At 64.3% G+C, this 22021-nt stretch carries 22 protein-coding genes; 6 read left to right on the top strand and 16 right to left on the bottom strand.

Annotation, left to right across the window (positions count from 1 at the left end):
* Window positions 1-118: 118 nt before the first annotated feature.
* On the bottom strand, window positions 119-1213 hold the full coding sequence (locus LB533_RS25855; RefSeq protein ID WP_224678502.1) for a LacI family DNA-binding transcriptional regulator: 1095 nt from the start codon (window positions 1211-1213) through the stop codon (window positions 119-121).
* A gap of 549 nt (window positions 1214-1762) precedes the next feature.
* Here LB533_RS25855 and LB533_RS25860 point away from each other — a divergent pair.
* The 4 genes from LB533_RS25860 (at window position 1763) to LB533_RS25875 (ending at window position 6169) form a co-directional block, all read left to right on the top strand.
* Window positions 1763-2725: a sugar-binding protein gene (locus LB533_RS25860; protein WP_140491278.1), complete on the top strand. Its 963-nt coding sequence runs from the start codon at window positions 1763-1765 to the stop codon at window positions 2723-2725.
* A 116-nt stretch (window positions 2726-2841) separates the two neighbouring features.
* On the top strand, window positions 2842-4380 hold the full coding sequence (locus LB533_RS25865) for a sugar ABC transporter ATP-binding protein (protein WP_224678559.1): 1539 nt from the start codon (window positions 2842-2844) through the stop codon (window positions 4378-4380).
* A gap of 49 nt (window positions 4381-4429) precedes the next feature.
* A complete protein-coding gene (locus LB533_RS25870) occupies window positions 4430-5425 on the top strand; it encodes an ABC transporter permease (RefSeq protein WP_224678503.1) in 996 nt (331 codons plus the stop codon).
* A gap of 228 nt (window positions 5426-5653) precedes the next feature.
* The gene (locus tag LB533_RS25875) at window positions 5654-6169 is read left to right on the top strand and encodes a DUF2231 domain-containing protein (protein ID WP_224678504.1); all 516 of its coding nucleotides are present in this window, start codon (window positions 5654-5656) and stop codon (window positions 6167-6169) included.
* Between the two features lie 36 nt (window positions 6170-6205).
* Here the strand turns inward: LB533_RS25875 and phnN are convergent, their stop codons facing one another.
* The 9 genes from phnN to LB533_RS25920 form a co-directional block, all read right to left on the bottom strand.
* Window positions 6206-6838 (bottom strand): phosphonate metabolism protein/1,5-bisphosphokinase (PRPP-forming) PhnN, encoded by a 633-nt coding sequence (gene phnN, locus LB533_RS25880; RefSeq protein ID WP_224678505.1) that lies wholly within the window; start codon window positions 6836-6838, stop codon window positions 6206-6208.
* A complete protein-coding gene (locus LB533_RS25885; RefSeq protein WP_224678506.1) occupies window positions 6835-7974 on the bottom strand; it encodes an alpha-D-ribose 1-methylphosphonate 5-triphosphate diphosphatase in 1140 nt (379 codons plus the stop codon). Before LB533_RS25885 ends, phnN begins: the two co-directional genes overlap by 4 nt.
* 44 nt (window positions 7975-8018) lie before the next feature.
* Complete coding sequence (locus LB533_RS25890) at window positions 8019-8726, bottom strand: DUF1045 domain-containing protein (RefSeq protein ID WP_224678507.1); 708 nt, start codon at window positions 8724-8726, stop codon at window positions 8019-8021.
* A 150-nt stretch (window positions 8727-8876) separates the two neighbouring features.
* Window positions 8877-9689, bottom strand: coding sequence for a 5-deoxy-glucuronate isomerase (gene iolB / locus LB533_RS25895; RefSeq protein WP_224678508.1), 813 nt, complete (start codon window positions 9687-9689; stop codon window positions 8877-8879).
* A 216-nt stretch (window positions 9690-9905) separates the two neighbouring features.
* Window positions 9906-10154: a DUF3329 domain-containing protein gene (locus LB533_RS25900; protein ID WP_224678509.1), complete on the bottom strand. Its 249-nt coding sequence runs from the start codon at window positions 10152-10154 to the stop codon at window positions 9906-9908.
* 40 nt (window positions 10155-10194) lie between these two features.
* A complete protein-coding gene (gene iolE / locus LB533_RS25905; RefSeq protein WP_224678510.1) occupies window positions 10195-11112 on the bottom strand; it encodes a myo-inosose-2 dehydratase in 918 nt (305 codons plus the stop codon).
* 168 nt (window positions 11113-11280) lie between these two features.
* A complete protein-coding gene (iolD, locus tag LB533_RS25910) occupies window positions 11281-13131 on the bottom strand; it encodes a 3D-(3,5/4)-trihydroxycyclohexane-1,2-dione acylhydrolase (decyclizing) (RefSeq protein WP_224678511.1) in 1851 nt (616 codons plus the stop codon).
* Window positions 13132-13165: 34 nt separating this feature from the next.
* The gene (locus LB533_RS25915) at window positions 13166-15100 is read right to left on the bottom strand and encodes a bifunctional 5-dehydro-2-deoxygluconokinase/5-dehydro-2-deoxyphosphogluconate aldolase (protein ID WP_224678512.1); all 1935 of its coding nucleotides are present in this window, start codon (window positions 15098-15100) and stop codon (window positions 13166-13168) included.
* Window positions 15101-15241: 141 nt separating this feature from the next.
* Window positions 15242-16087 carry a MurR/RpiR family transcriptional regulator gene (locus LB533_RS25920; protein WP_181169592.1) on the bottom strand — a complete coding sequence of 282 codons (846 nt, stop codon included), beginning with the start codon at window positions 16085-16087 and terminating at the stop codon, window positions 15242-15244.
* 154 nt (window positions 16088-16241) lie between these two features.
* On the opposite strand from LB533_RS25920, the gene LB533_RS25925 reads away from it, so the two are divergent.
* Window positions 16242-17351, top strand: coding sequence for a Gfo/Idh/MocA family protein (locus LB533_RS25925; protein ID WP_140643886.1), 1110 nt, complete (start codon window positions 16242-16244; stop codon window positions 17349-17351).
* Between the two features lie 20 nt (window positions 17352-17371).
* Here LB533_RS25925 and LB533_RS25930 read toward each other — a convergent pair whose 3' ends face one another.
* On the bottom strand, window positions 17372-18070 hold the full coding sequence (locus LB533_RS25930) for a helix-turn-helix transcriptional regulator (RefSeq protein ID WP_140491254.1): 699 nt from the start codon (window positions 18068-18070) through the stop codon (window positions 17372-17374).
* A 130-nt stretch (window positions 18071-18200) separates the two neighbouring features.
* Between LB533_RS25930 and LB533_RS25935 the strand changes: the two genes are divergently transcribed.
* Window positions 18201-18836, top strand: a complete 636-nt coding sequence (locus tag LB533_RS25935) for a LysE family translocator (protein WP_224678513.1) — start codon at window positions 18201-18203, stop codon at window positions 18834-18836.
* A 43-nt stretch (window positions 18837-18879) separates the two neighbouring features.
* On the opposite strand, the gene LB533_RS25940 is transcribed toward LB533_RS25935, so the two are convergent.
* The 5 genes from LB533_RS25940 to LB533_RS25955 form a co-directional block, all read right to left on the bottom strand.
* Window positions 18880-19389, bottom strand: a complete 510-nt coding sequence (locus LB533_RS25940) for an SRPBCC family protein (protein ID WP_224678514.1) — start codon at window positions 19387-19389, stop codon at window positions 18880-18882.
* A complete protein-coding gene (locus LB533_RS25945) occupies window positions 19367-19732 on the bottom strand; it encodes an ArsR/SmtB family transcription factor (protein WP_224678515.1) in 366 nt (121 codons plus the stop codon). Before LB533_RS25945 ends, LB533_RS25940 begins: the two co-directional genes overlap by 23 nt.
* Before the next feature lie 118 nt (window positions 19733-19850).
* A complete protein-coding gene (locus LB533_RS25950) occupies window positions 19851-20942 on the bottom strand; it encodes a 3-deoxy-7-phosphoheptulonate synthase (RefSeq protein ID WP_224678516.1) in 1092 nt (363 codons plus the stop codon).
* Window positions 20943-21029: 87 nt separating this feature from the next.
* Window positions 21030-21155: a hypothetical protein gene (locus LB533_RS29940; RefSeq protein ID WP_263487693.1), complete on the bottom strand. Its 126-nt coding sequence runs from the start codon at window positions 21153-21155 to the stop codon at window positions 21030-21032.
* Window positions 21156-21210: 55 nt separating this feature from the next.
* Window positions 21211-22005, bottom strand: a complete 795-nt coding sequence (locus LB533_RS25955; RefSeq protein ID WP_224678517.1) for an SDR family oxidoreductase — start codon at window positions 22003-22005, stop codon at window positions 21211-21213.
* Window positions 22006-22021 lie beyond the last annotated feature (16 nt).

Genomic DNA, 22021 nt, shown 5'->3' on the forward strand with positions numbered 1-22021 from the left:
GAAAGGGCATGCCTGGCTGGCCCCGGCAGCGGGAAAGTCCGGCGGGAAAGTCCGTGGCCAGGCGGCGCTCGCGGCGCCGGTTTTCATCGCCCAAATGCTTGCCTTGTCGGCCTGTCGGTCAGCCTGCCACGGCCCTTACACTCTCCCTCTCCACCAGCGGACATTCCAGCTTGGTGATGGGATAGCGCCCCCGTCCCACCGTCGCTGGCGCTTCGAGCTGTTCGATCGCCCATTGGCCCATCGCCATATGCGGCAGGATCGAGGTGGTCAGCGGCGGGAACAGATGCCGGGCGATTTCCTCGTCGTCGTAGCCGACCACGGAGATGTCCTGCGGTATGTGCAGGCCGGCTTCCTTCAGCGCTTCGTAGCAGCCGATCGCGGTGCGGTCGTTCTGACAGAAGATGGCGGTCGGGCGGTCCTTCAGCGCCAGGAGCTTGACGGTCGCGGCATAACCGGCGCTGGCCGACCAGTCGCCCTCGACCACCAGTTCGGGATCGAAGGGGATGTCGGCGGTGGCAAGCGCGCGGCGGTAGCCTTTCAGCCGGTCCTGTGCCGCCTGCATCCAGGGCTCGCCGGTGATGGTGGCGATGCGGCGGTGGCCGTGGCTGATCAGGTGCCGGGTGGAGCTCTGGCCGCCGGCGATCTCGGAGGGCACCACGGCGGGGAAGGCATAATCCGACGTGTAGCAGTTGAGCAGGATCACCGGGATGTCGAGGCTGTAGAGGAAGTCGGGCGCCGTTATCTCGCGGGTGAAGATGGTCATGTAGATCAGCGCCGAAATGCCCCGCCTGGTCAGCGCCTCTATGGCGCGCGGCTCCATCACGGCGTCGCCCATGGTCTGCGCCACCAGAAGCACGTTGCCGGCGTTCCACGAGGCCTGGCGCGCGCCCTCGATGGCGACGACGGCTTCCGGGCTGGTGGCGAGCTGGTCGACGGCGAAGCCGATCACCCCGTCCAGCCCGTCGAAGGCGGCAGCCGGCGTCTTCAGCGCCGAGAAGGCCGGCGCGCTGTAGCCCAGCGCGCGCGCCGCCTCGATCACCCGCTCGCGGGTCTGCCGCGACAGTTTTATGCCAGGCGAATTGTTGAGCACGAAGGAAACAGTCGCCTGCGAGCAGCCGGCGGCGCGCGCAATGTCGGTCATGGTGACCCGGCCCTTGGGCTTCACCGGCGCCTTGCGGCGCCTTGCCGTCGCGATATCAGTGGTCTCGCTCATGCTGTTCGTGTTCCCCGGCCTGTCCGGCCTGCCCGGCAACCATCAAGGCCGCGCCGGCTTATAGAAATATCGCGTGACTTATATCTATTAGCGGGCGACCGGTCTACTGGCTAGGCGGCTCAGGTAGCCTAAATCACAGCATATGAGCCGATTATCCCTTTTGCGCCAAGCCATTGCGTTCTCGGCAAGCCCAACGGCGGCGCCGCCGGCGCGGTCGCCATCGCCCGCAACTAATACCGTTTACTAATACGAAAATGCGCTGTAACGTCGGTCCGTCGCGTTCGATTTCCCTGGGGCGCGGCGCATGCGAATGGCCCGATGGCAAGCGGATAGTACCCCGCGAAGCCTTGTCGCGGACATGTGATATGTCAGACAAATCGGACTATTTACGAACGGGGGATGAGTCTCTAAAGTCCGTCGCCGTGGCTGGAACGACGCCATCTTCAGTGCCGGGAACCCTTGAGGAGGAGGGCGTCCAAGCCGCGAACGGCAAATCAGACAAGTGCAGGATCGGCCGGTCCGACGACCGGCCAAAACGGGAGGTTGAACATGAAATCCTTGATACGCAATGCATCCGTGGCCACCGCGGCGCTGCTGCTCGGCCTGACGGCGAGCACGATCGCGCGCGCCGACGACAAGCCGACGCTGGCCTTCGTGGTCAACGGCGCTTCCGACTTCTGGAAGGCGGCCGAAGCCGGCGTCAAGAAGGCGCAGGGCGAACTGCCCGATTACAATCTCGAGCTGAAATATCCCGAGCAGTCCTCGGTCGCCATCCAGCAGCGGCTGATGGACGATCTGGTCACCGCCGGCGTCAAGGGCATCATGGTTTCGGCCGTCGATCCCAAGACCTCGACCGACGGGCTGAACAAGATCGCCTCGGAAACGGCGCTGTTCACCACCGACAGTGACGCTCCGCAGACCAAGCGCGTCGCCTATATCGGCTCGTCCAATGTCGATGCCGGCAAGCAGGCGGCCGAAATCGCCAAGAAGGCGATGCCGGACGGCGGCAAATGCCTCGGCTTCGTCGGCCTGCTCGGCGCCGACAATGCCAAGGAGCGCATCCAGGGCATGAAGGATGGCCTCGCCGGCACCAAGATCGAGCTCGTCGACGTGCGCGGCGACGACATCGATCAGGCCCGTGCCAAGAAGAATGTCGAGGACGCGCTGGTCGCCAGCCCCGACGTCACCTGCATGGTCGGCTTCTACTCCTACAACACGCCGCGCATCTATGAAGCGCTGCGCGATGCCGGCAAGCTCGGCTCGATCACCGTGGTCGGCTTCGACGACGATCCGATCACGCTGGGCGGCGTCAAGGAAGGCACCATTGCCGCCACCGTCGTGCAGCAGCCCTTCGAGTGGGCCTATCAGGGCATGAAGCTGATGGCATCCTATCTCAAGGGCGACAAGTCGGGCATCCCGGCCGACGGCCTCATCATCATCCCGACCAAGATCATCGGCAAGGATGACGTCGACGCCTACGCCGCCAATCTGAAGGCGATGGCTGGAAATTAAGACCGAAGGCAGTTCAGCCGGCCCAACGTCGCTTGGGCCGGCTGCTCTCGCATTGACGAAGCCTTCGAGGCCAGTCAGTCTGCCAAGAGGTCGGCCCGCCAACGCTGTCAGGCATGATGAATTATTCCGACACATCCATCGCCGCGACCACCCCGTTCCTCAGTCTCGAGAACGTGCGCAAGACCTATCCGGGCGTCGTAGCGCTCGACGGCTTCTCGATGGAGGTCAGGCCGGGCGAGGTCATCGGCCTCGTCGGCGAGAACGGCGCCGGCAAATCCACCTTGATGAAGATCCTCGGCGGCGTGACGCGGCCCGACAGCGGCACTGTCACCGTCGACGGCACCGCCCATGACGGCCTGAGCGTCGAGGGCAGCCTTGGCTCCGGCATCGCCTTCGTCCACCAGGAACTCAACCTCTTCGAGAACCTCGATGTCGCAGCCAACATCTTCTTCGGCCGCGAACCGCTGCGCGCCGGGCCGCTCAAGCTCGTCGACCGCGCCAGGCTGCGCGCCATGGTGGCGCCGCTGTTGAAGCGCGTCGGCGCCAATTTCTCCGCCGACACGCCTGTCGCCGAACTGTCGCTCGCCCAGCAGCAGATGGTCGAGATCGCCAAGGCGCTGTCGATCAAGGCAAGGCTGGTCATCCTCGACGAACCGACATCGAGCCTGCCGATCGCCGAGACCGACAAATTGCTCGACGTCATCAAGGCGCTGAAGGCGGACGGCATCAGCGTCATCTTCATTTCACATCGCCTGCACGAGGTCGAGCGCGTCGCCGACCGCGTCATCGTCCTGCGTGACGGCATGCTGGCCGGCACCTTGCCCAAGCGCGACATCAACCACGACCAGATGGTCAAGCTGATGATCGGCCGCATGCTGAAGGAGCGCGAGAAGGCTTCCGAGGCGGCCCGCGCCCCCGGCGCCGTCGCCCTGTCGGCCAAGGCCATCCGCACCCCGACCTATCCCGGCCGGCCGGTCGATCTCGACGTCAGGCGCGGTGAAATCCTCGGCCTTGCCGGCCTCGTCGGTTCCGGCCGCACCGAGCTGGCGCGGGTATTCTTCGGCATCGAAAGCAGCCTTGGCGGCGCACTCGAGCTCGCCGGCAAGCCGCTCGCCCTGGGCTCGGCGGCCGATGCCGTCGCGCACGGCATCTTCCTGGTGCCGGAGGACCGCAAGCTGACCGGCATCCTGCTCGACCTGTCGATCGCCCAGAACATTTCGCTGCCCAACCTGCCGGCGCATGCCAAGCGCTCCTTGGTGTCGGCCAGCGCCGAAACGGCTACCGCCGAGAAGCAGAAAAAAGATCTCGGCATCAAGGCGCCTTCGGTGCAGACGCGCACCGGCACGCTGTCGGGCGGCAACCAGCAGAAGGTCGTGCTGGCCAAATGGCTGGCGATGAACCCCAAGGTGATGATCCTCGACGAGCCGACGCGCGGCATCGACATCGGCGCCAAGGCGGAGATCTACGCGCTGATGCGCGCGCTCGCCGACGCCGGCGTCGCCGTGCTGATGATCTCCAGCGACATGGAGGAGGTGATCGGCGTGTCCGACCGCATCGCCGTCATGCATGAGGGCCAGATCTCGGGCATTCTCGACAAGGACCAGTTCAGCCAGGAAAACGTGCTGCTGCTGGCGGTAGGCAAGCAGCCGAAATAATTCTGCGCCGCGCCGCGGAAGCGCTCGGGCCGGCATTGGGGAGAAGACGATGAGCAAGAAAGATCTCGGCCTGCTGATCCTGATCCTGGTGGTCGGCGCCATCGTCGCCATCATCAACCCGCGCTTCCTGCTGCCGATCAATCTCGCCAACACCTCGAACCTGATCGGACTGTTCGGCATCCTGTCGATCGGCCAGGCCTTCGTCATCATCACCGGCGGCATCGAATTGTCGGTCGGCTCGCTGGTGGCGCTGCTGGGAACGCTGTTCATCGACTTCATCGCCGTGCGCGGCATGGAATGGCCGCTGGCTTTCGTACTCATCCTGGTGCTCGGTGCCATCATCGGCCTGGCGCATGGCTGGCTGATCACGCGGCTCAAATTGCAGCCCTTCGTGGTGACCTTGTGCGGCCTTTTGATCTATCGCGGCGTCGCCCGCTTCTACACCGCCGACGGCACCGCCGGCTTCGCCTTTGGCCAGAATTTCCCGGAGCTCGAATTCTTTACCGCCGGCCGCTCCTGGGGCGTGCCGAATTCCTTCTTCGCGCTGATCGTCATCGCCATCGTCATGTGGGTGGTGCTGCACCGCTCGGTGTTCGGCCGCTATCTTTACGCCATCGGCAAGAACGAGGAAGCGGCGAAATATTCCGGCATCCGCACCGGGCGCGTCGTCATGGCCGCCTATGTCATTTGCGGCGTGCTGACGGCGCTGTCGGCGATCTATTTCGCCATGTACACGCGCTCCATCTCGCCGGCCAGCCACGGCCAGTTCTACGAGCTCTACGCCATTGCCGCGGCCGTGCTCGGCGGCTTCTCGCTGCGCGGCGGCGAGGGCTCGCTGATCGGCGTCATCCTCGGCACCGTGCTGTTGCAGGAGCTGCAGAACCTCGTCAATCTGCTCGGCATCCCGTCCTCGCTCAATTTCGCGGTGATGGGCGGTGTCATCCTCATCGGCGTGCTGATCGACCAGCAATGGGGCGTGTTCCGCGCGCGGCGGCGCATGGTCGACGCCAGCCGCAAGAGCATCGCCGGGGCAGCGGCGGAATAATCAGGGCAAAAAGCCGCCGTCCGCCATGGCCGTCGAAAGATAACGCCGCGCCATTTCGCCCGACCCGCAATTCCGCTCGACTATTGTCGGCCGCATCTGTGCGGCCCCAAGTGACTTGGCTGCAAAACCGGGCGGCGCCCGGAAAGCGGTCTTGCGAGCTTCCATCCGGGGTGGAACGAAACCCGTATCTGGGCGTTGTTCAATGCTTTTCTATTCGGAGGCGTTGTCATGGCCGCGAATCCGCTAAGCACCGCCAAGGTGGGAGGTCATCCCATCCATCCGATGCTCATCCCCTTTCCTGTCGCTTTCCTTGTCGGGGCGTTTGTCACCGACTTGATGTTCTGGGGAACTGCCGACGCCTTCTGGGCACGCGCGTCGATATGGCTGATTGGGGCGGCCATCGTCATGGCTCTCCTGGCGGCGGTCGCCGGCTTCATCGATTTCCTGGGCGAGCCGCGCATCCGCGCCCTGACGGACGCCTGGTATCACATGGTCGGCAATTTGACCGCCGTCGTTCTGGCACTGATCAATTTCTATCTTCGCTACAGCCAAGGCGCCGAAGCGGCAGTTCGCCCATGGGGAGTGCTGCTTTCATTGATCGTTGTCTGCATCCTGCTGTTTACCGGCTGGAAAGGCTGGGAGATGGTGTACCGCCATCACGTCGCGGTTCTGGACGCGCCGACACAACCGTCGGCAACGCCGGCCAGCACGCGTCGTGCCGATCACGACCGACACGCGGCATAATTCAGGTCAGGCCGGCACCATCTGAAGATCAACACCTCAGGCAATCAGTCCCGACATATCGGAGAATGCCATCGCCTTGCGCAGCACCTGCGCGAAGCGCTCGCCTGCCGCCTCGCGCGAACCGCTGTTGTCGATCGTGGTGACATCGGGGCCAGACAAGGTCACGGTAGCGCTGCGCGCCAGGCGTGCCAGCACCTCGCCGCGCGACTCGCGGCCACGCATCGCCAGCCGCTCGGCCAGGACATCGGGGGAAGCGGTGATCTCGACGATGGCAAGGTTGGCATAGCGTTCCCGCAAGGCAGGGATGATCGCGCGCGATACATTGGCGACGGCGACATGGCCGTTGGCCACTGCCCAATCGACCTCGGCCGGCAGGCCGTAGCGCAGGCCGTGCGCTTCCCAGGAAACGGCGAAGGCGCCGTCGGCTTCGGCCTCGATGAAGGCGGCATCGGCCAGCGTGTCGTGATCCTCGCTTGCCGTGTCGCTCGGTCTGGTGATGACGCGGCGCACGAATTCCAGCCGCGTCTCGTCGGCGAAGAGCGCCTTGGCATGGCCGATGATCGTATCCTTGCCGGCGCCGCTCGGGCCCACCACGGCAACAAAGACGCCGTCGCGTATCGGAAACGCCTCGGCCGACAGTTCACGCTCGATCAACGCCGACACCATCATGCGACCCGTCGCCCCTGCCGCCAGACCGTGCGCACCACCGGAACGTGGTCGTCGAGGCGCACGCGCACCAGGTCGGCGCGGCGGCCTTCTTCGATGATGCCGCGATCGGAAAGGCCGACGGCCTCGGCCGGGTTCTTGGACACCATCGCAACCGCCTGCGGCAGGGAAATGCTATCGACGACGTCGCCGAGAAAGAAGGCGGACTGGATCAGGCTGAAGGGGATGTAGTCGGACGACAATATGTCGAGCAGCCCGTCGCTGGCCAGCGTGCGCGCCGAGACGTTGCCAGAATGCGAGGCGCCGCGCATGACGTTGGGCGCGCCCATCAGCACGCCAAGCCCGGCATCCTTCGAGGCTCTGGCGGCCTCCTCGGTGGTGGGGAATTCGGCAACGCGCACGCCTTGCTCGATGGCTTCGTCGACATGGCCCGTCGTTGCATCGTCATGGCTCGCAAGCACGATGCCGCGCTCATGGCAGGCGGCGGCGATGAAGACGCGGTTCGGTCCCGAATTCCGCGCCGATTCGCCCATCCGCTTCTCGCAGAATTTCTGGAAATCGTGATCGGTCAGCTTCAGCTTGCGTTGGTAGTAGTAGGCGTAGGTTTCGAGGTTCACGAACTGGCGCTGACCCGGCGCATGGTCCATCAGCGAAGCGAGCTTCACCCGTTCGTCCGTCTCGAAATTGGCGAAGGCCCTGAGGCAATCCGGCGCCGAGACCTCGCAGCGCAGGTGGATGAAATGATCGGCCCGCAATCGATCCATCCGCACGCTGTCCTCGATCGCATCGGCGAGCTTGCGGATGTCGGCGGCGTTGAGATCGGCATCCTCGTCCATGCCGACACGCAAGGCATCCAGCACGGTGGTGATGCCCGCGGTCGCCACTTGCGCGTCATGGGCAAGCACGGCGGCAATCGGGTTCCACCGCACCTTCGGCCGCGGCGCATAATGGCCTTCGAGATGATCGGTGTGAAGCTCGACCAGCCCCGGAATGATGAAATCGCCAGCCATGTCCTCGCCGGCGCGGACGGCGCCGGCGGATATGTCGGCGATCAGACCGTCACGCATCAGGAGCGAGCCGTCGATGATCTCGTCGGCAAGAACGATGCGGGCGTTGCTCAGAATGGTCTCGGCGGTCATTTCAGGCAGTCCTTGGTTTCTTCTGGCCTTTACGGCTTGTTGCTTCAGGCGGTTTTCCTGGCCGGACGGCGCCCGAGCGCGTGCTGGGAAAGCACCATGAACGGGGCGCCGGGTTCGGGCTCGATGAACAACGTCAACCCGTCCACAGGCACCGGCTGGTGCAGCACCTCGGCGAACAGGCCCTCGATTGCCAGGCGAAGACGAGGGCTTTCCTGTGGGCCGGCCCTGCCGGAAAGCGTCATGTGGAAGCGGAAGCTCTCGAAGATGTAAGGATAGCCCCATTGGCAGAGATTGCGGAATTCGCCCGGCTTCAGCGAGTCCGGGCTGCGCCGCTCGATCTCGGCCTCCGTCAACGGCGCGCGAAAGCGGTCGAAATCGCGCACCACGTCATCGGCGAAGCGATTGAGCGGAGGCAATGGCGCCTCCGGCACCAGCGCGAAGAAACCGTCGATCTGGCTGACGACGAGGCGCGGGATCGTCACAACTGGCATCGCTCCGGCAAAGTGGTCGAGCGCTGTGCGCAACGAGGCTTCGGTTTCGTTGGCCGCTAACCGGAAAGGGGCTTTCAGCGTCGCATGAAAACCATAGCGCCGTGCCGATGCAGTGTGAAAGGCGACTTCCGCCGCCGACAGGTCGCCCACCGCCTCGACCGGTCGCGTCGCGGCGCCGAACGGGTCACGGCCCAGCCAATTGGCGGCGATCCGCGCCAGCTTCTCGTCCTGCCGGGGGATGAAATAGATGGCGTAGCGCATCGAAAATCCTCGTCAGCCCGTTGCCATAGGTGATTTCCATGACGGATTGACGAAGCTTTGAAGGGTTTTCGAAGGCAAATCGACCCCGCGGGTCCTTAGCCGACGATTTTTCCAAGCTGGACCAACAATTTCAGCCGAGACCCGGAACGGTCAGGCCTTCATCAGCCATTCGTGCTCGGGCGCATTGTGGAATTTCCACGTCCGCTTCGGGCCGGCCATGACGTTGAGGTAGTAGAGGTCATAGCCGTGGCAAGCCGCGCAGGGGTGATAGCCCTTGGGCACCAGCACGACGTCGCCGTCCTCGATCGCCATCGCCTCGTCCAGCTCGCGGGAGCCGTCCTTGTCGGCGTCGGTGTAGACGCGCTGGAAAGCAAAGCCCTGCGGCGGGTTGAGGCGGTGGTAATAGGTCTCCTCGAGATAGGACTCCTCAGGCAGATTGTCCTGGTCGTGCTTGTGCGGCGGATAGCTCGACGTATGGCCGCCGGGCGTGATGACCTCGACCACCAGCAGCGAATCGGCCGGCTTGCCCTCGGGCAGGATGTTGGTCACGTAGCGCGTATTGGTGCCCTTGCCGCGCACCTCCTGGCCGAGATCGTCGGGTCCGATGACGCGAACCGGCAGGCCGCCGCCGAGGCCGGGCGCCGAGCACACTGCGAGTTCCAGTCCGGTATCAGCCGTCACCGACCACTCCGATCCCTGCGGCACATAAACAGACCATGGCTTGCCTTCGAAGGGCGACATGCGCTGTCCGACCAGGCCGAGATCCTTGCCGCCGGCCGTGACCGTGCCCTTGCCGGTGACGAACACCAGGCAGATTTCGCGATCGTCCGTTGTTCCCGAAGCCGTTTGCCCTGATTCCAGCCGGTGCAGGTCGAACCCGACATAGGTCCAGCCTGCGCTTTGCGGGGTGACATGCGCGACGCGGCCGTGGCCCTTCCCGGCCTTGACGAGCAGTTTCGACATTGGGAGCTCTCCTATTCTATTGGTTGGCCAAGCCGGTCGTATGAAGGGGCCATCGTCGGCCACCCCCAACTTCGTCATCCTTGGGCGAAGCAGGAGCGAAGCTCCGTCGCGAAGACCCTAGGATCCATTCCGTGACCTCGACCAGGCGTTTCGGCCAATAGCCAACGTATGCAATCCGCCACGCACGCAGTCTCCGATCCACAGGATCGTCTCCAATCATTCCTTTGGTTCAGGGCCGGCCTTGGGTTCGCTAGTCTTCGGTCCGTCAGGCGTTGCCTTGTTCTCTTCCGCCGGCTTGTAGAGATAAAAAAACTGCCAGACGCCATAGCCGGCGAAGCCCAGCGCGATCACGCCCCAGAACGGTGTGCCGCTCGCGAACTCGATGATCGACCAGATGACGCAGACCGCGACGACGGCGACACGCCGCCACAATGGCCGGAAAAAGGGGTGCTCGGAATCTTTCATCGCGGCAACCTACAGCAAGCCCGGCCTGGCGAGAACCCGATCAGGCATGGGGAAAGCCCTGCGTCTCGACCGTGTAGCCGGCGGCCGTCATTACGCGCATCAGCTCCTTGTAGCCAACCTGCGCCATCTTGAGCGGCGGGTTCTTCTTCGGGTCCTGTTCGGCCTCGACCACGAACCAGCCTTCATAGCCATGATCGGCGAAACGCTGCACGATGGCGCCGAAATCCAGCGAGCCGTCGCCCGGCACGGTGAAGGCGCCAAGCGCCACCGCATCGAGGAAGGACTGCTTCGTGCGGTCGAGATTCTCGATCACGCCCATGCGCACGTCCTTCACATGCACATGGCTGATGCGCTTGTGGTGATTGTCGATGGCGCGCAGCACATCGCCGCCGGCAAACGCCAGATGGCCCGCATCGAGCAGCAGCGGAATGCCCGCTCCGGAATGGCGCATGAAGGCGTCGAGCTCCGGCTCGGTCTCGACCACCGCCGCCATGTGGTGATGATAGGAAAGCGGCATGCCTTGCTCGGCGCACCATTCGCCGAATTCGGTCAGGCGCCTGGCATAAGCCTTCATCTCGTCGCCCGAGAGTTTCGGCTTGGTGGCGAGCGGCTTCGAGCGGTCGCCCTGGATCGAGCGGCCGACCTCGCCATAGACGATGCAAGGCGCGTTCACCGCCTTGAACAGATCGATCATCGGCTGGATGCGATCCTTGTTCTTGTTCATCTCCTCATCGACCAGCGTGCCCGAGAACCAGCCACCGCACAGCGTGACGTCGGCCGCCTTCAGGATCGGCAGCATCACCTTAGGGTCGTTGGGAAAGCGCCGGCCCATCTCCATGCCGGTGAAGCCGGCCGAGCGCGACTGGCGTAGGCACTCCTCCAACGACACGTCGTCGCTAAGTTCCGCAAGATCGTCGTTCCACCACGCGATAGGGGACATGCCCAGTTTGGCTTTCATGTCGTCACTCCGGTTAGAACGGTTCATTTTGTTCGTCAGCGCCGCCCCTCATCCGTGTGCCGCTCCCTTCTCCCCGTAAGGACGGGGAGAAGGGAGAAGCTGCGACGTTGGCGACCCCTCTCCCCGTTCTTCACGGGGAGAGGGTTGGGGTGAGGGGCAGCGCCGAGGTCAATCGCCGACGCTCTGCATCCGCCGTTTTTCATCATAGACCTTGCGCGCCGCGTTCACTTGGCTGCGCTCGGAGACTTCCGGCACCGCCACGTCCCACCAATGGCCGCCGGCATCGGTGGAAACCAGCGGATCGGTGTCGATGACCAGAACGGTGGTGCGGTCGTTCTTTTTCGATCGTTCCAGCGCATTCTCCAATCCCGCGATGGACGGCACTTTCTCGGCGATGGCCCCCATGCTCGCGGCGTGCGCGGCAAAATCGACGTCGGGCAGCACCTCGTGGCGCGCATCCTTCAGGAGATTGTTGAAGTTGGCGCCGCCGGTCGCCATCTGCAGCCGGTTGATGCAGCCAAAACCCCTGTTGTCGAGCAGCACGATGGTCAGCTTCAGGCCGAGCATCACCGAGGTAGCGATCTCGGAATTGAGCATCAGGTAGGAGCCGTCGCCGATCATGACGACGACCTCTTCCCCGGGCTTGGCCATCTTGGTGCCGAGCCCGCCGGCGATCTCGTAGCCCATGGTCGAGAAGCCGTATTCGGCATGATACGAGCCGGGCGCGCCGGCCTGCCAGAGCTTGTGCAATTCGCCCGGCAGCCCGCCGGCGGCATTGAGCAGCGTCACGCCGGAGCCCATGGCGCGTTGCACGGCGCCGATCACCTGCGCGTCGGAAGGGTAGGCGGCATTGGTCGACGCCGTCACCTTGGCGGCTTCGGCCTGCCATTCTTTCTTGCCGGCTGCCGCATTGTCGGTCCAGCCGGATGGCGCCTTCCAGCCCTTCAGCGCGGCACCGAGTTCAGCCAAGCCTTCGGCGGCGTCGACCACCAGCGGCAGCGCCCGGTGCTTGCCGGCATCGAAAGGCTGCACATTCAAGCCGATGATGGTCTTGCCCGAATTCTTGAACAGCGCCCAGGAGCCGGTGGTGAAGTCCTGCAGGCGCGTGCCGACGGCGAGCACGACATCGGCCTCTTCCGCCAGCCGGTTGGCGGCCGATGTGCCGGTGACGCCGACCGCCGCCATGTTGAGCGGATGATCGTCCGGCAGCGAGGATTTGCCGCCTTGCGTCTCGCAGACCGGAATGCCGGCGCCTTCGACGAATTTCGCCAGTTCGTCCGAGGCCTGCGAATAGAGCACGCCGCCGCCGGCGATCACCAGCGGCTTGCTGGCGCCCTTGAGCGCCGCGACTGCGGCCGCCAATTCAGCCCGATCCGGGCGCGGCCGGCGCTGGCGCCAGACCCGTTCGGCAAAGAAGCTCTCGGGATAGTCATAGGCCTCGGCCTGCACGTCCTGGCAGAGCGACAAGGTCACAGGCCCGCATTCGGCCGGGTCGGTCAGCACGGCCAAGGCGCGGTTGAGCGCCGGGATGATCTGCTCCGGCCGCGTGATGCGGTCGAAATAGCGCGACACCGGACGGAAGCAGTCATTGACCGTCGCCGTGCCGTCGGAAAAATCCTCGGCCTGCTGCAGCACCGGATCGGGAACGCGGTTGGCGAAGACGTCACCCGGCAGAAACAGGACAGGCAACCTGTTTACATGCGCAAGTGCCGCCGCCGTCACCATATTGAGCGCGCCAGGCCCGATCGAGGAGGTGGCGGCCATGAAGCGGCGGCGGAAATTGGCCTTGCCATAGGCGATCGCCGCATGCGCCATCGCCTGTTCGTTGTGTGCGCGGAAAGTCGGCAGTTCGTCGCGCACCTGGTAGAGCGCCTCGCCGATGCCGGCGACATTGCCATGGCCGAAGATCGCCCAGACGCCGCCGAAGATCGGTACCTTTGCGCCATCGATTTCGGTCATCTGTTTGCTCAGGAAACGGGTCAGCGCCTGCGCCATCGTCAGGCGGATTGTCTTGGTCATTGGTTTCCTCCGCAGTCCCTGTGCCCGTGCCTTCTTATGCTGCTTTACGGCCGCGCGCGGCAAGCCATGCCTCGGTCAGCTGCTCGAAGCGCAATGCCATGTCGGCAATCGCTTCGTCGTCCGACATCCTGCCGGAAAGCCATTGTTCGGCGGCGTTGATGAAGATGGTGCGGCCGACCGCGAAACCCTTGACGATAGGCGCCTTGGCCGTCGCTGCGAAGGCGGCCTCCAATTCGTCCTGCGGGGCCTCCAGGCCGAGCAGCACGACGCCGCGGCACCAGGGGTCGTTCTTCAGGATCACGGCCTCGATCTTCGTCCACGCGCCTGCGGATGCCTGCGGTTCGAGCTTCCACCAATCCGGCTTGATGCCGAGCGCATAGAGTTCTTCCAGCGCACGCGGGATGGTCGTGTCGTCGAGTTTGCCGTGCTTGCCGGCGATGATCTCGATGAGAAGCTCCCTCCCAACTTTCCGCGCGGCCTCGAACAGTGCGCGTAATTCCTGCTGTTGTTCCTCCTTCAGGTCCGGCGGATCGTCGGGATGATAGAAGCACAGGCATTTGATGCAGTGGTCGACAGGCCATTCGGTGAGCTGCGAGCCGATGTCCTGCGAGAACTCGAAACGCAGCGGCCGCGAGCCCGGCAGCTCCACCGGCCGCCCGAGCCAGACAAAGGAATGCCTGGCGAATTCGAACATCGCCTCGCGGCCATGCTTTTCATCGATCAGCATGCCGTAGCCGTCGCGGCCGGCGGCGACCTTCGCCGCCGCCCTGACCGCCAGCACCTTGAAATCCTCGATGCGCGAGACATCGGCGCCGGCCTTGGCCGCGACATCCTCGAGCTGCACCCGGTGGTCGCAGGCGAACGCCATCAGGGAGGGGATGTCGCGCCGGCGCGTCGTCGCCCAATGGATGTGATTGATCGCCTCGTCCTTGCGCAAGGCCAGATGCCTGCTGCCGTGTTTGAGGAAGAACTGCAATTCCTCGAAGGTCGGATATTCCGGAGCGCATAAGAGCCGCGACACGGCGAAGGCGCCGCAGGCATTGGCCCAGGTCGCCGCCGTGGCAAGGCTTTCGCCGCCGAGCCAGCCGCGCAGGAAGCCCGACATGAAGGCATCGCCGGCGCCAAGCACGTTGTAGATCTCGATCGGAAAACCCTTGCCGACGACGCCGTCCTCGAGATCGTCGCTGACAGGCCCGTCATAGACGATGCAGCCCATGGCGCCGCGCTTCAAGACGATGGTGGCCGGGGAGAGCGAACGGATCGTCTTCAGCGCGCTCAGGCAATCGTCGGCGCCCGAGGCGATCATGATCTCTTCCTCGGTACCCACGACGAGGTCGCAATCGGGCAGCACCGTCTTCAACTGCGCCGAGACGCGGTCGGACTTGACGTAGCGCTCAAAACCCTCGGCGTGGCCGGCCAGGCCCCAGAGGTTCGGCCGGTAGTCGATGTCGAACACGACCTTGCCGCCCTTGGCCTTCATGATGCGGATCGCTTTGCGCTGGGCGGCATCGCTGTTGGGGCGGGAAAAATGCGTGCCGGTGACGACGACCGCGCGAGCCGAGGAAATAAACGCCTCGTCGATGTCCTCCTCGGCCAGCGCCATGTCGGCGCAATCCGAGCGGTAGAAGATCATTGGCGAAACGCCTTCGCTCTCGACCGAAAGCAGCACCAGCGCGGTCAACCGCTCCTTGTCGGTCTTCAGCCCGTCGGTGTTGACGCCTTCGCGCTTCAATTGTTCACGGATGAAGCGGCCCATCTGCTCGTCACCGACCCGCGTCAGCAGCGCCGAACGCAGGCCGAGCCGCGCCGTGCCGACCGAGATATTGGCCGGGCAGCCGCCGACCGACTTGGCGAAGGAGGTGATGTCCTCCAGCCGCGAACCGATTTGCTGGCCGTAAAGATCGACGGAAGCGCGACCGATGGTGATGACGTCGAGCGCAGCGTATTTCGCGTCCACGGCTTCGCTCATTGGAACCTCCCGTCGGGCTTGTTGTGTTGGGTTACACGCGCGAGCGGCAGCGTGGCGCCAAAAATATGAAATAATAATTCCAATCCATAGTCAATATGGAATGAGTATTCCCTGATCTAAAATTGCCTTTTTGTCTTCCACTCAGGCCTTGCGCACTTTGCCGGTGTTGCGCCGCTTCTCGCCGACGCCGACCGTCAGCGCCATGGCCAGCGCCATCGTCGCCGACAGCGAGCGGAAGCCGGCGAAATCCGCCTCGGCAACCTCGAACCAGACGCTGGCGAACTGCGCAAGCGGTGAGAACGAGCTGTCGGTGATGGCGATGATCGGCACGCCCTGTTCCGAAATCGTGCGCGCCTCCTCGATCGTGGCCGGCGCATAAGGCGAGAAGGAAATGGCGACGACGGCATCCGCGGGCGTCGCAAAGCTGACCATCTCGGCGTTCAGGCCGGCGGCCGATTCGATCAGCTGGTTGCGGATCTTCAGCTTGCCCAGCGCATAGGCGATGTAGGACGCCACCGGATAGGAGCGCCGCTTGGCCAGCACATAGATAGTCTGCGCCTTGGCCAGCAGGGAAATCGCTTGTTCCAGATGGGCGTCGTCGAGCGTGCGCGAAATGTCGTTGAGCGAGGTGCTGGCGGCGGCGACGAAGCCGTCGAAGATCGCCCGGTGGCCGGCGCCGCCCTCGGCCTTGGCGCGCAGCGCCTGCAATCGTTCGTCATAGGAGGAGTTGCGCTCGCGCAGCCGTTCGCGAAACACTTGCTGCAGGCTGGTGAAGCCGTCGAAACCGAGCTGCTGGGCAAAGCGGATCAGCGTCGAAGGCTGCACGCCGGCCGAGGCGGCGATGCTGGCGGCGGTGCCGAAGGCGATGTCGTCGGGATTGTCGAGCGCATAGGCGGCGATCTGGGCGATGCGCTTGGGCAGGCTATCGCGCCGATCGAGGATCGTGGCGCGCAGCGTCTCGAAGTCGCGAGGTACCCGTTCGTCCATCGTCGGCCCGTCCAAGCTCATCGGTGAAGCGTCCTCTCTGCCCCATCATAGCGAGGCTGCGCAAGAACACCATAAAAAATGAGGCAGACATTCCATTCCGAACAAAAATGGACTAATTCATCCACGCAACGCTTGTGGCAGTGGAGGAACGGAAATGGTCGGCGTCGGTCTCATCGGCACGGGGTTCATGGGCAAGTGCCACGCCATCGCGTGGAGCGCCGTCGGCGCCGTCTTTCCGGACGTCACCAAGCCACGGCTTGTCCATCTCGGCGAGGTCAATGAGGATCTCGCCAGGCGCAAGGCCGGTGAGTTCGGTTTCGCCAGGGCGTCCGGCGACTGGCGCGCCGTAGTCAACGACCCCGAAGTGGACGTCGTCTCGCTGACCACGCCCAACCAGTTCCATCCGGAAATGGCGATCGCCATCCTCGAGGCCGGCAAGCATTTGTGGTGCGAAAAGCCGATGGCGCCGAGCTTCGCCGAAGCCGAGGCAATGGCGGCCGCGGCGATGAGATCCGGCAAGGTCGCGGCGCTCGGCTACAATTACATCCAGAGCCCGGCCATCCGCCATATCGGCGCGCTGCTCGACGAGAAGATCATCGGCGAGGTCAACCATCTGCGCATCGAGATGGACGAGGATTTCATGGCCGATCCCGAGGCGCTGTTCTTCTGGAAGCACGAGGCATCTTCCGGCTATGGCGCGCTCGATGATTTCGCCGTGCATCCGCTGTCGCTGGTGTCGGCCCTGTTCGGCCGCGTCGCCAGCGTCATCTGCGACATGGCCAAGCCCTATGCGGATCGCAAGCTGGCCGCCGGCGGCCGCCGCGCGGTCGAGACCTATGATATCGCGAGCGTGTTGATGCATCTGGAGAACGGCGTTGCCGGCACTTTGCAGGTCAACCGTTCGGCCTGGGGCCGCAAGGGCCGCATCGCCGTCCAGATCTTCGGCTCGAAGGGCTCGATCCTGTTCGACCAGGAGCGGATGAACGAGTTCCAACTCTACCTCACATCGGATCGCTCCACCGAACAGGGGTATCGCACCATCCTGGTGGCGCCGCAGCACAAGCCCTACGACCTGTTCGTGCCCGCGCCCGGGCATAGCCTCGGCTTCAACGATCTCAAGATCATCGAATGCCATGAACTGCTGACCCGGCTCGCCGGCAGACCGGCGCGGCTCATTGAATTCGACGAAGGTCTGGAGATCGAGCGCACCGTTCATGCGATGGCGCGATCGTTCGAGGAAAAGCGCTGGGTGGAGGTAAGGTAGAGTTCGCTGCGCTGGTCGGTTTAGCCTGCGGCCGCTGCATTGACCTCCCACCCGTTCACCCAGATCTGCCGCAACCGGTCGCCTTCGCCCTTGAAGCGCAGTCCTGTCGGCTGGCAATCCTCGATGCGGTCGCTGCGGAAATTGCGGATCGCCTGGCGCAGTTCGCACCAGGCGACGATGTTGGCGGTCTCGGCATAATAGATCAGCGCGATCGGGCGGATGAGGCGCTCGGAAGCGCGGCCAAGCTCGTCGCGATAGGAGAGGTCGAGCTTCTCCTCGTCGCGTATGGCGCGGCGCACCAGCGCCAGGTCGATCGCACCTGCAGAGGGCGCGGCGAATCCCCACGCATGCAGCGCATTGGCGTCGAGCGTCTGGCGCAAAGGCGGCGGTACGGCGCCGGCGATCTTGGCGCCGACGCGCTTGGCCGCCTGCTTGAGCTCATCGTCGCCCGTGCGCTCCAGCAGCGCCAACGACAGCACGATCGCCTCCATCTCCTCGATCGAAAACATCAGCGGTGGCAAGTCGAAGCCGGGGCGCAGGATATAGCCGATGCCCCTCCCGCCCTCGATCGGCACGCGCATGGCCTGAAGCGCTGCGATGTCGCGATAGATCGAGCGTATCGTCACCTCCAGCTGCGCGGCAATCATTGCCGCCGTCACCGGCTGCCGCGCCAGCCGCAGGATCTGGATGATCTCGAACAGGCGCGACGCCTTGCGCATTTTTCTCACCCCGGTGCCGATCACAACTGACACATCATCGTCAGTTGGGTCGACCTATAGGACCGTCTATCGGATTGAAAATCAACAGGTTCCGCTGCGGCTGGGCCGAGTGGGGCAACAGGCAACTGACATGGGCTATGCTGAAAATCTCTGGCTGTTCTTTATCCTGCTGTTCGGCATCATCGCCGTTCCAGGCATGGACATGCTGTTCGTGCTGGCCAATGCGCTAACCGGCGGGCGCGACAGGGGCCTTGCCGCGACCGGCGGCATCATGGTTGGCGGCATGGTGCACACGCTGAATGGCGCGATCGGCGTCGGCCTGCTGATGCATTTCTTGCCAATCCTGTTCAAGCCGCTGCTGATTGCAGGCGCCGCCTACATGGCCTTCATCGGCATCACGCTTATGCGCAGCTCCATCACTGTCGGTCGCGACGGGCCCGCCGGCAGCCGCTCGGCATGGAAGGCGTTTCGCCAAGGTCTTGTGACCTGCCTGATCAACCCGAAGGCCTATCTCTTCGTGCTCGCCGTCTATCCGCAGTTCCTGAAACCGGACTACGGCCCGATCTGGATGCAGGCGACGGTGATGGGCCTGCTGACCGTGCTGACGCAGGCCGCGATCTATGGTGGGCTCGCAATATCGGCCGGTCGCAGCCGCAAGCTTCTGATCGCCAATCCACGGGCGACCATTCTTGCCGGCCGGGCGGCCGGGCTGCTGCTCTTCGCGGTTTCCGTGTTCACCGCATGGGAAGGACTGAGGGCGGCGTAATGTCCGGCTAGACCGAACCGCCGCCCTTCTGGCGCCGACCGAATCAGGCGGCGCCCTTCAGCGTGGCGAGAAGCTCGTCCAGCTGCTCGAATTGCTCGGACATCGCATCCGCCGCCCCGGCGCCGGCGTCGAGGGCTTCCTTCGAGGGATAGAGCTCGCGCATGACCAGCAGCGTCTTGCCGCCTTTTTCCTCGAAGGTCACCGTGGTGACGGGTCCGCCGTCACCACCTTCGTCATTGGTCCAGACGAGGCGCGAGGGCGGTGTCACTTCGAGATACCTGCCGAAGAACTCGGCGGGCTGCGAGTCATCATGCCCGAACACCAAACGGTACCCGCCTCCCACACGAACATCCATCTCGCACGAACGCAGGAACATGCCCATCGACTTCGGCACCCACCACTGCTTGAACAGCTCGGGCTTGGTCCACGCCTCGAACACGATGCGCGCCGGCGCGTCGAAGCTTCGCGTAACGACCAGCTCCCGGTCCGACGTCCGTTCCACCGTCGTGCGGTTCTGCATGGGGGTGGGCTCATTCGCTCTTGTTTCGTCCATCGGCTTCCTCCTTTCGTTTCATTTCCTCGACAACCTTGTCCAACTCGTCGAAGCGTGCGGCCCAGAGCTGGCGGTATCTCTCGATCCATGCCGTCTCCTCCTCCAGGCGGCGCAGGCCGAGCTTGCAGGTCCGCACGCGCCCGACCTTCCGCGTCGTGACGAGTCCCGCCTCCTCCAGGACGCCGACATGCTTCTTCATGCCCGTGAGGGTCATGTGGAATTTCTGGGCCAGGTCCGTGATCGAAGCATCCGCACGGCCGAGCTGCTCCAGAACCCCGCGTCGGGTGGCGTCCGAAAGCGCGGCGAATGAGGCATCCAGGCGGGTCGCGGAATACTGAACCATTTGGTTCAGTATGTAACACGCGGATCGGAGGCGTGCAAGTGAGGTGGAGCGCTGCGGTCCTAGGGCGGCGTGATCCCGGGCTGAAACCGGAAACGCCGCCCCTATTGGTCCTACCAGATCAGGCGGCGCCCTGACGGCTCTCCATCGAGGCGCGGCGCGCCGACCGGCGCCATTCCACGGCGCCGGCAAGGCCGTGCAGCACCGTCTCCGTGGCCGCCCAGTCGATGCAGCCGTCGGTGATGCTCTGGCCGTAGACGAGCGGCTTGCCCGACACGACGTCCTGCCGGCCGGCGACGAGGTTGCTCTCGATCATGACGCCGATGATGCGCTCGTCGCCCGCCGCGACCTGTCCTGCCACGTCAGCCGCGACCTTGGGCTGGTTCTCCGGCTTCTTGGCTGAGTTGGCATGGCTGACATCGATCATCAGGCGGGGCGCGATACCGATGCGGGCGAGTTCGACCGATGCGGCTTCGACGCTTGCCGCATCGTAATTGGGCTGGACGCCGCCGCGCAGGATGACATGGCAATCCTCGTTTCCGGTCGTTGCCGCGATCGCACTGCGTCCGCCCTTGGTCACCGCCATGAAATGATGCGGCTGCGCGGCCGACTTCACCGCCTCGGCAGCGATCCTGAGATTGCCGTCGGTGCCGTTCTTGAAGCCGACCGGGCAGGACAGGCCCGAGGCCAACTCGCGATGGATCTGGCTTTCGGTGGTCCGCGCGCCGATGGCGCCCCAGGCGACGAGGTCGGCGATGTATTGCGGCGTCGTCATGTCGAGGAATTCGGTCGCCGCCGGCAGGCCGAGATTGTTGACGGCGGAAAGCACGTTGCGGGCCATCCGCAGCCCCTTGTCGATGTTGAAGCTGCCGTCGAGGTCGGGGTCGTTGATCAGGCCTTTCCAGCCGACCGTCGTGCGCGGCTTTTCGAAATAGACCCGCATCACGATCTCGAGCCGGTCGGACAGAGCCTCGCGCAGCGCCGCCAGACGGCTGGCATAGTCAACGGCCGCGACCGGATCGTGGATGGAACAAGGGCCGACGATGACAACGAGTCGGTCGTCGGCCCCGGTCAGGATGGAGTGGATGGCGTTGCGCGAGGCGGCAACGGTGCGCGTCGCCGTGAGTGAGCGCGGTATCTCGCGCATCACCTCTTCCGGCGTGCTCAGCAGTCTCAGTTCCTTGACCCGAAGGTCGTCTGTGGTGGTCAACACGGCTTCTGCTCCTGGTTGGGAGACCTGCCGGCTGAAAACAAAAAAGCCGCCAGGTCTGGCGGCTTGTCGGACTGTTTGCTGCAATCTTCAGATCGAGCGCAATCCTCCCGCCGCCAGCGAGCTGCTAAAGTACCAATAGGTGGCGGTCAGGTGGATCATGCGGCTCATATAGTCGAAGCGGCGGCGTTTGTCACGTATCCTGATGAGAGCCATTTCAGGAAATGCCGAACCCCCGCGACGCGGTGGGCCTTTCGGCGATGTTATGCCGCTATTCCGGCGACGCCCCGGCGACGCTCTGGTCGTAGTCGACCAGCGAGCCGGTCATGACGCCGGACTGCGGGCTGACCATGTAGCTGATCAGCCGAGCCAACTGATCCGGTTTTACCAACTGGCCCATGGGCTGCGCGGCCTCGGCCTTCTCAAGCCAGTCGTCGGGTGCGTCATGCCATTTCTTCTGCACGATGTCCTCGCCCTCGGTGTCCATCCAGCCGGGCAGCACGGCGTTGCAGCGGATGCGGTTGAAGCGGTAGGCGTTGGCGACATTCTTGGTCAGCGTCATCAGCGCGCCCTTGCTGGTCGAATAGGGGGTCAGAAACGACTGACCGGTATGCGCCGACATCGACAGCACGTTGACGATCGATCCGGGGACCTTTTTCTCGAGCAGATGCGCCACCACGCCCTGCATCAGGAAGAAGGGTCCTCGCACATTGGTGTCGAAGATGGTGTCGAAAAGCTCCTCGCTGGTCTCCACCAGCGAGCCGCGCGCCGACGTGGCGGCGGCGTTGACCAGCGCATTGATGGTGCCGAAATGCGAAAGCGCGGTGGCGACGGCGCGCTTGCAGTCGGCCACCTTGGAGACGTCGGCGCTGATGAAGATCGCGTCTACGCCCGACTTCTTGAGGGTGGCGACTGCCTTGTCGCCCTTTTCCTGCGAGCGGCCGATCAGCGCCAGTGCCCGGCAGCCTTCGTCCGCCAATGCCTCGGCGACCGCGAAGCCTATGCCTTGTGCGCCGCCGGTGACGATGGCGCGCGTTTGTGAATTGCGACCGGCTGATGCGCTCATCGCTATGCTCCTGTGC

Origin of the sequence: Mesorhizobium sp. BR1-1-13 (genome assembly GCF_020165515.1) — a bacterium.
GTDB lineage: Bacteria > Pseudomonadota > Alphaproteobacteria > Rhizobiales > Rhizobiaceae > Mesorhizobium.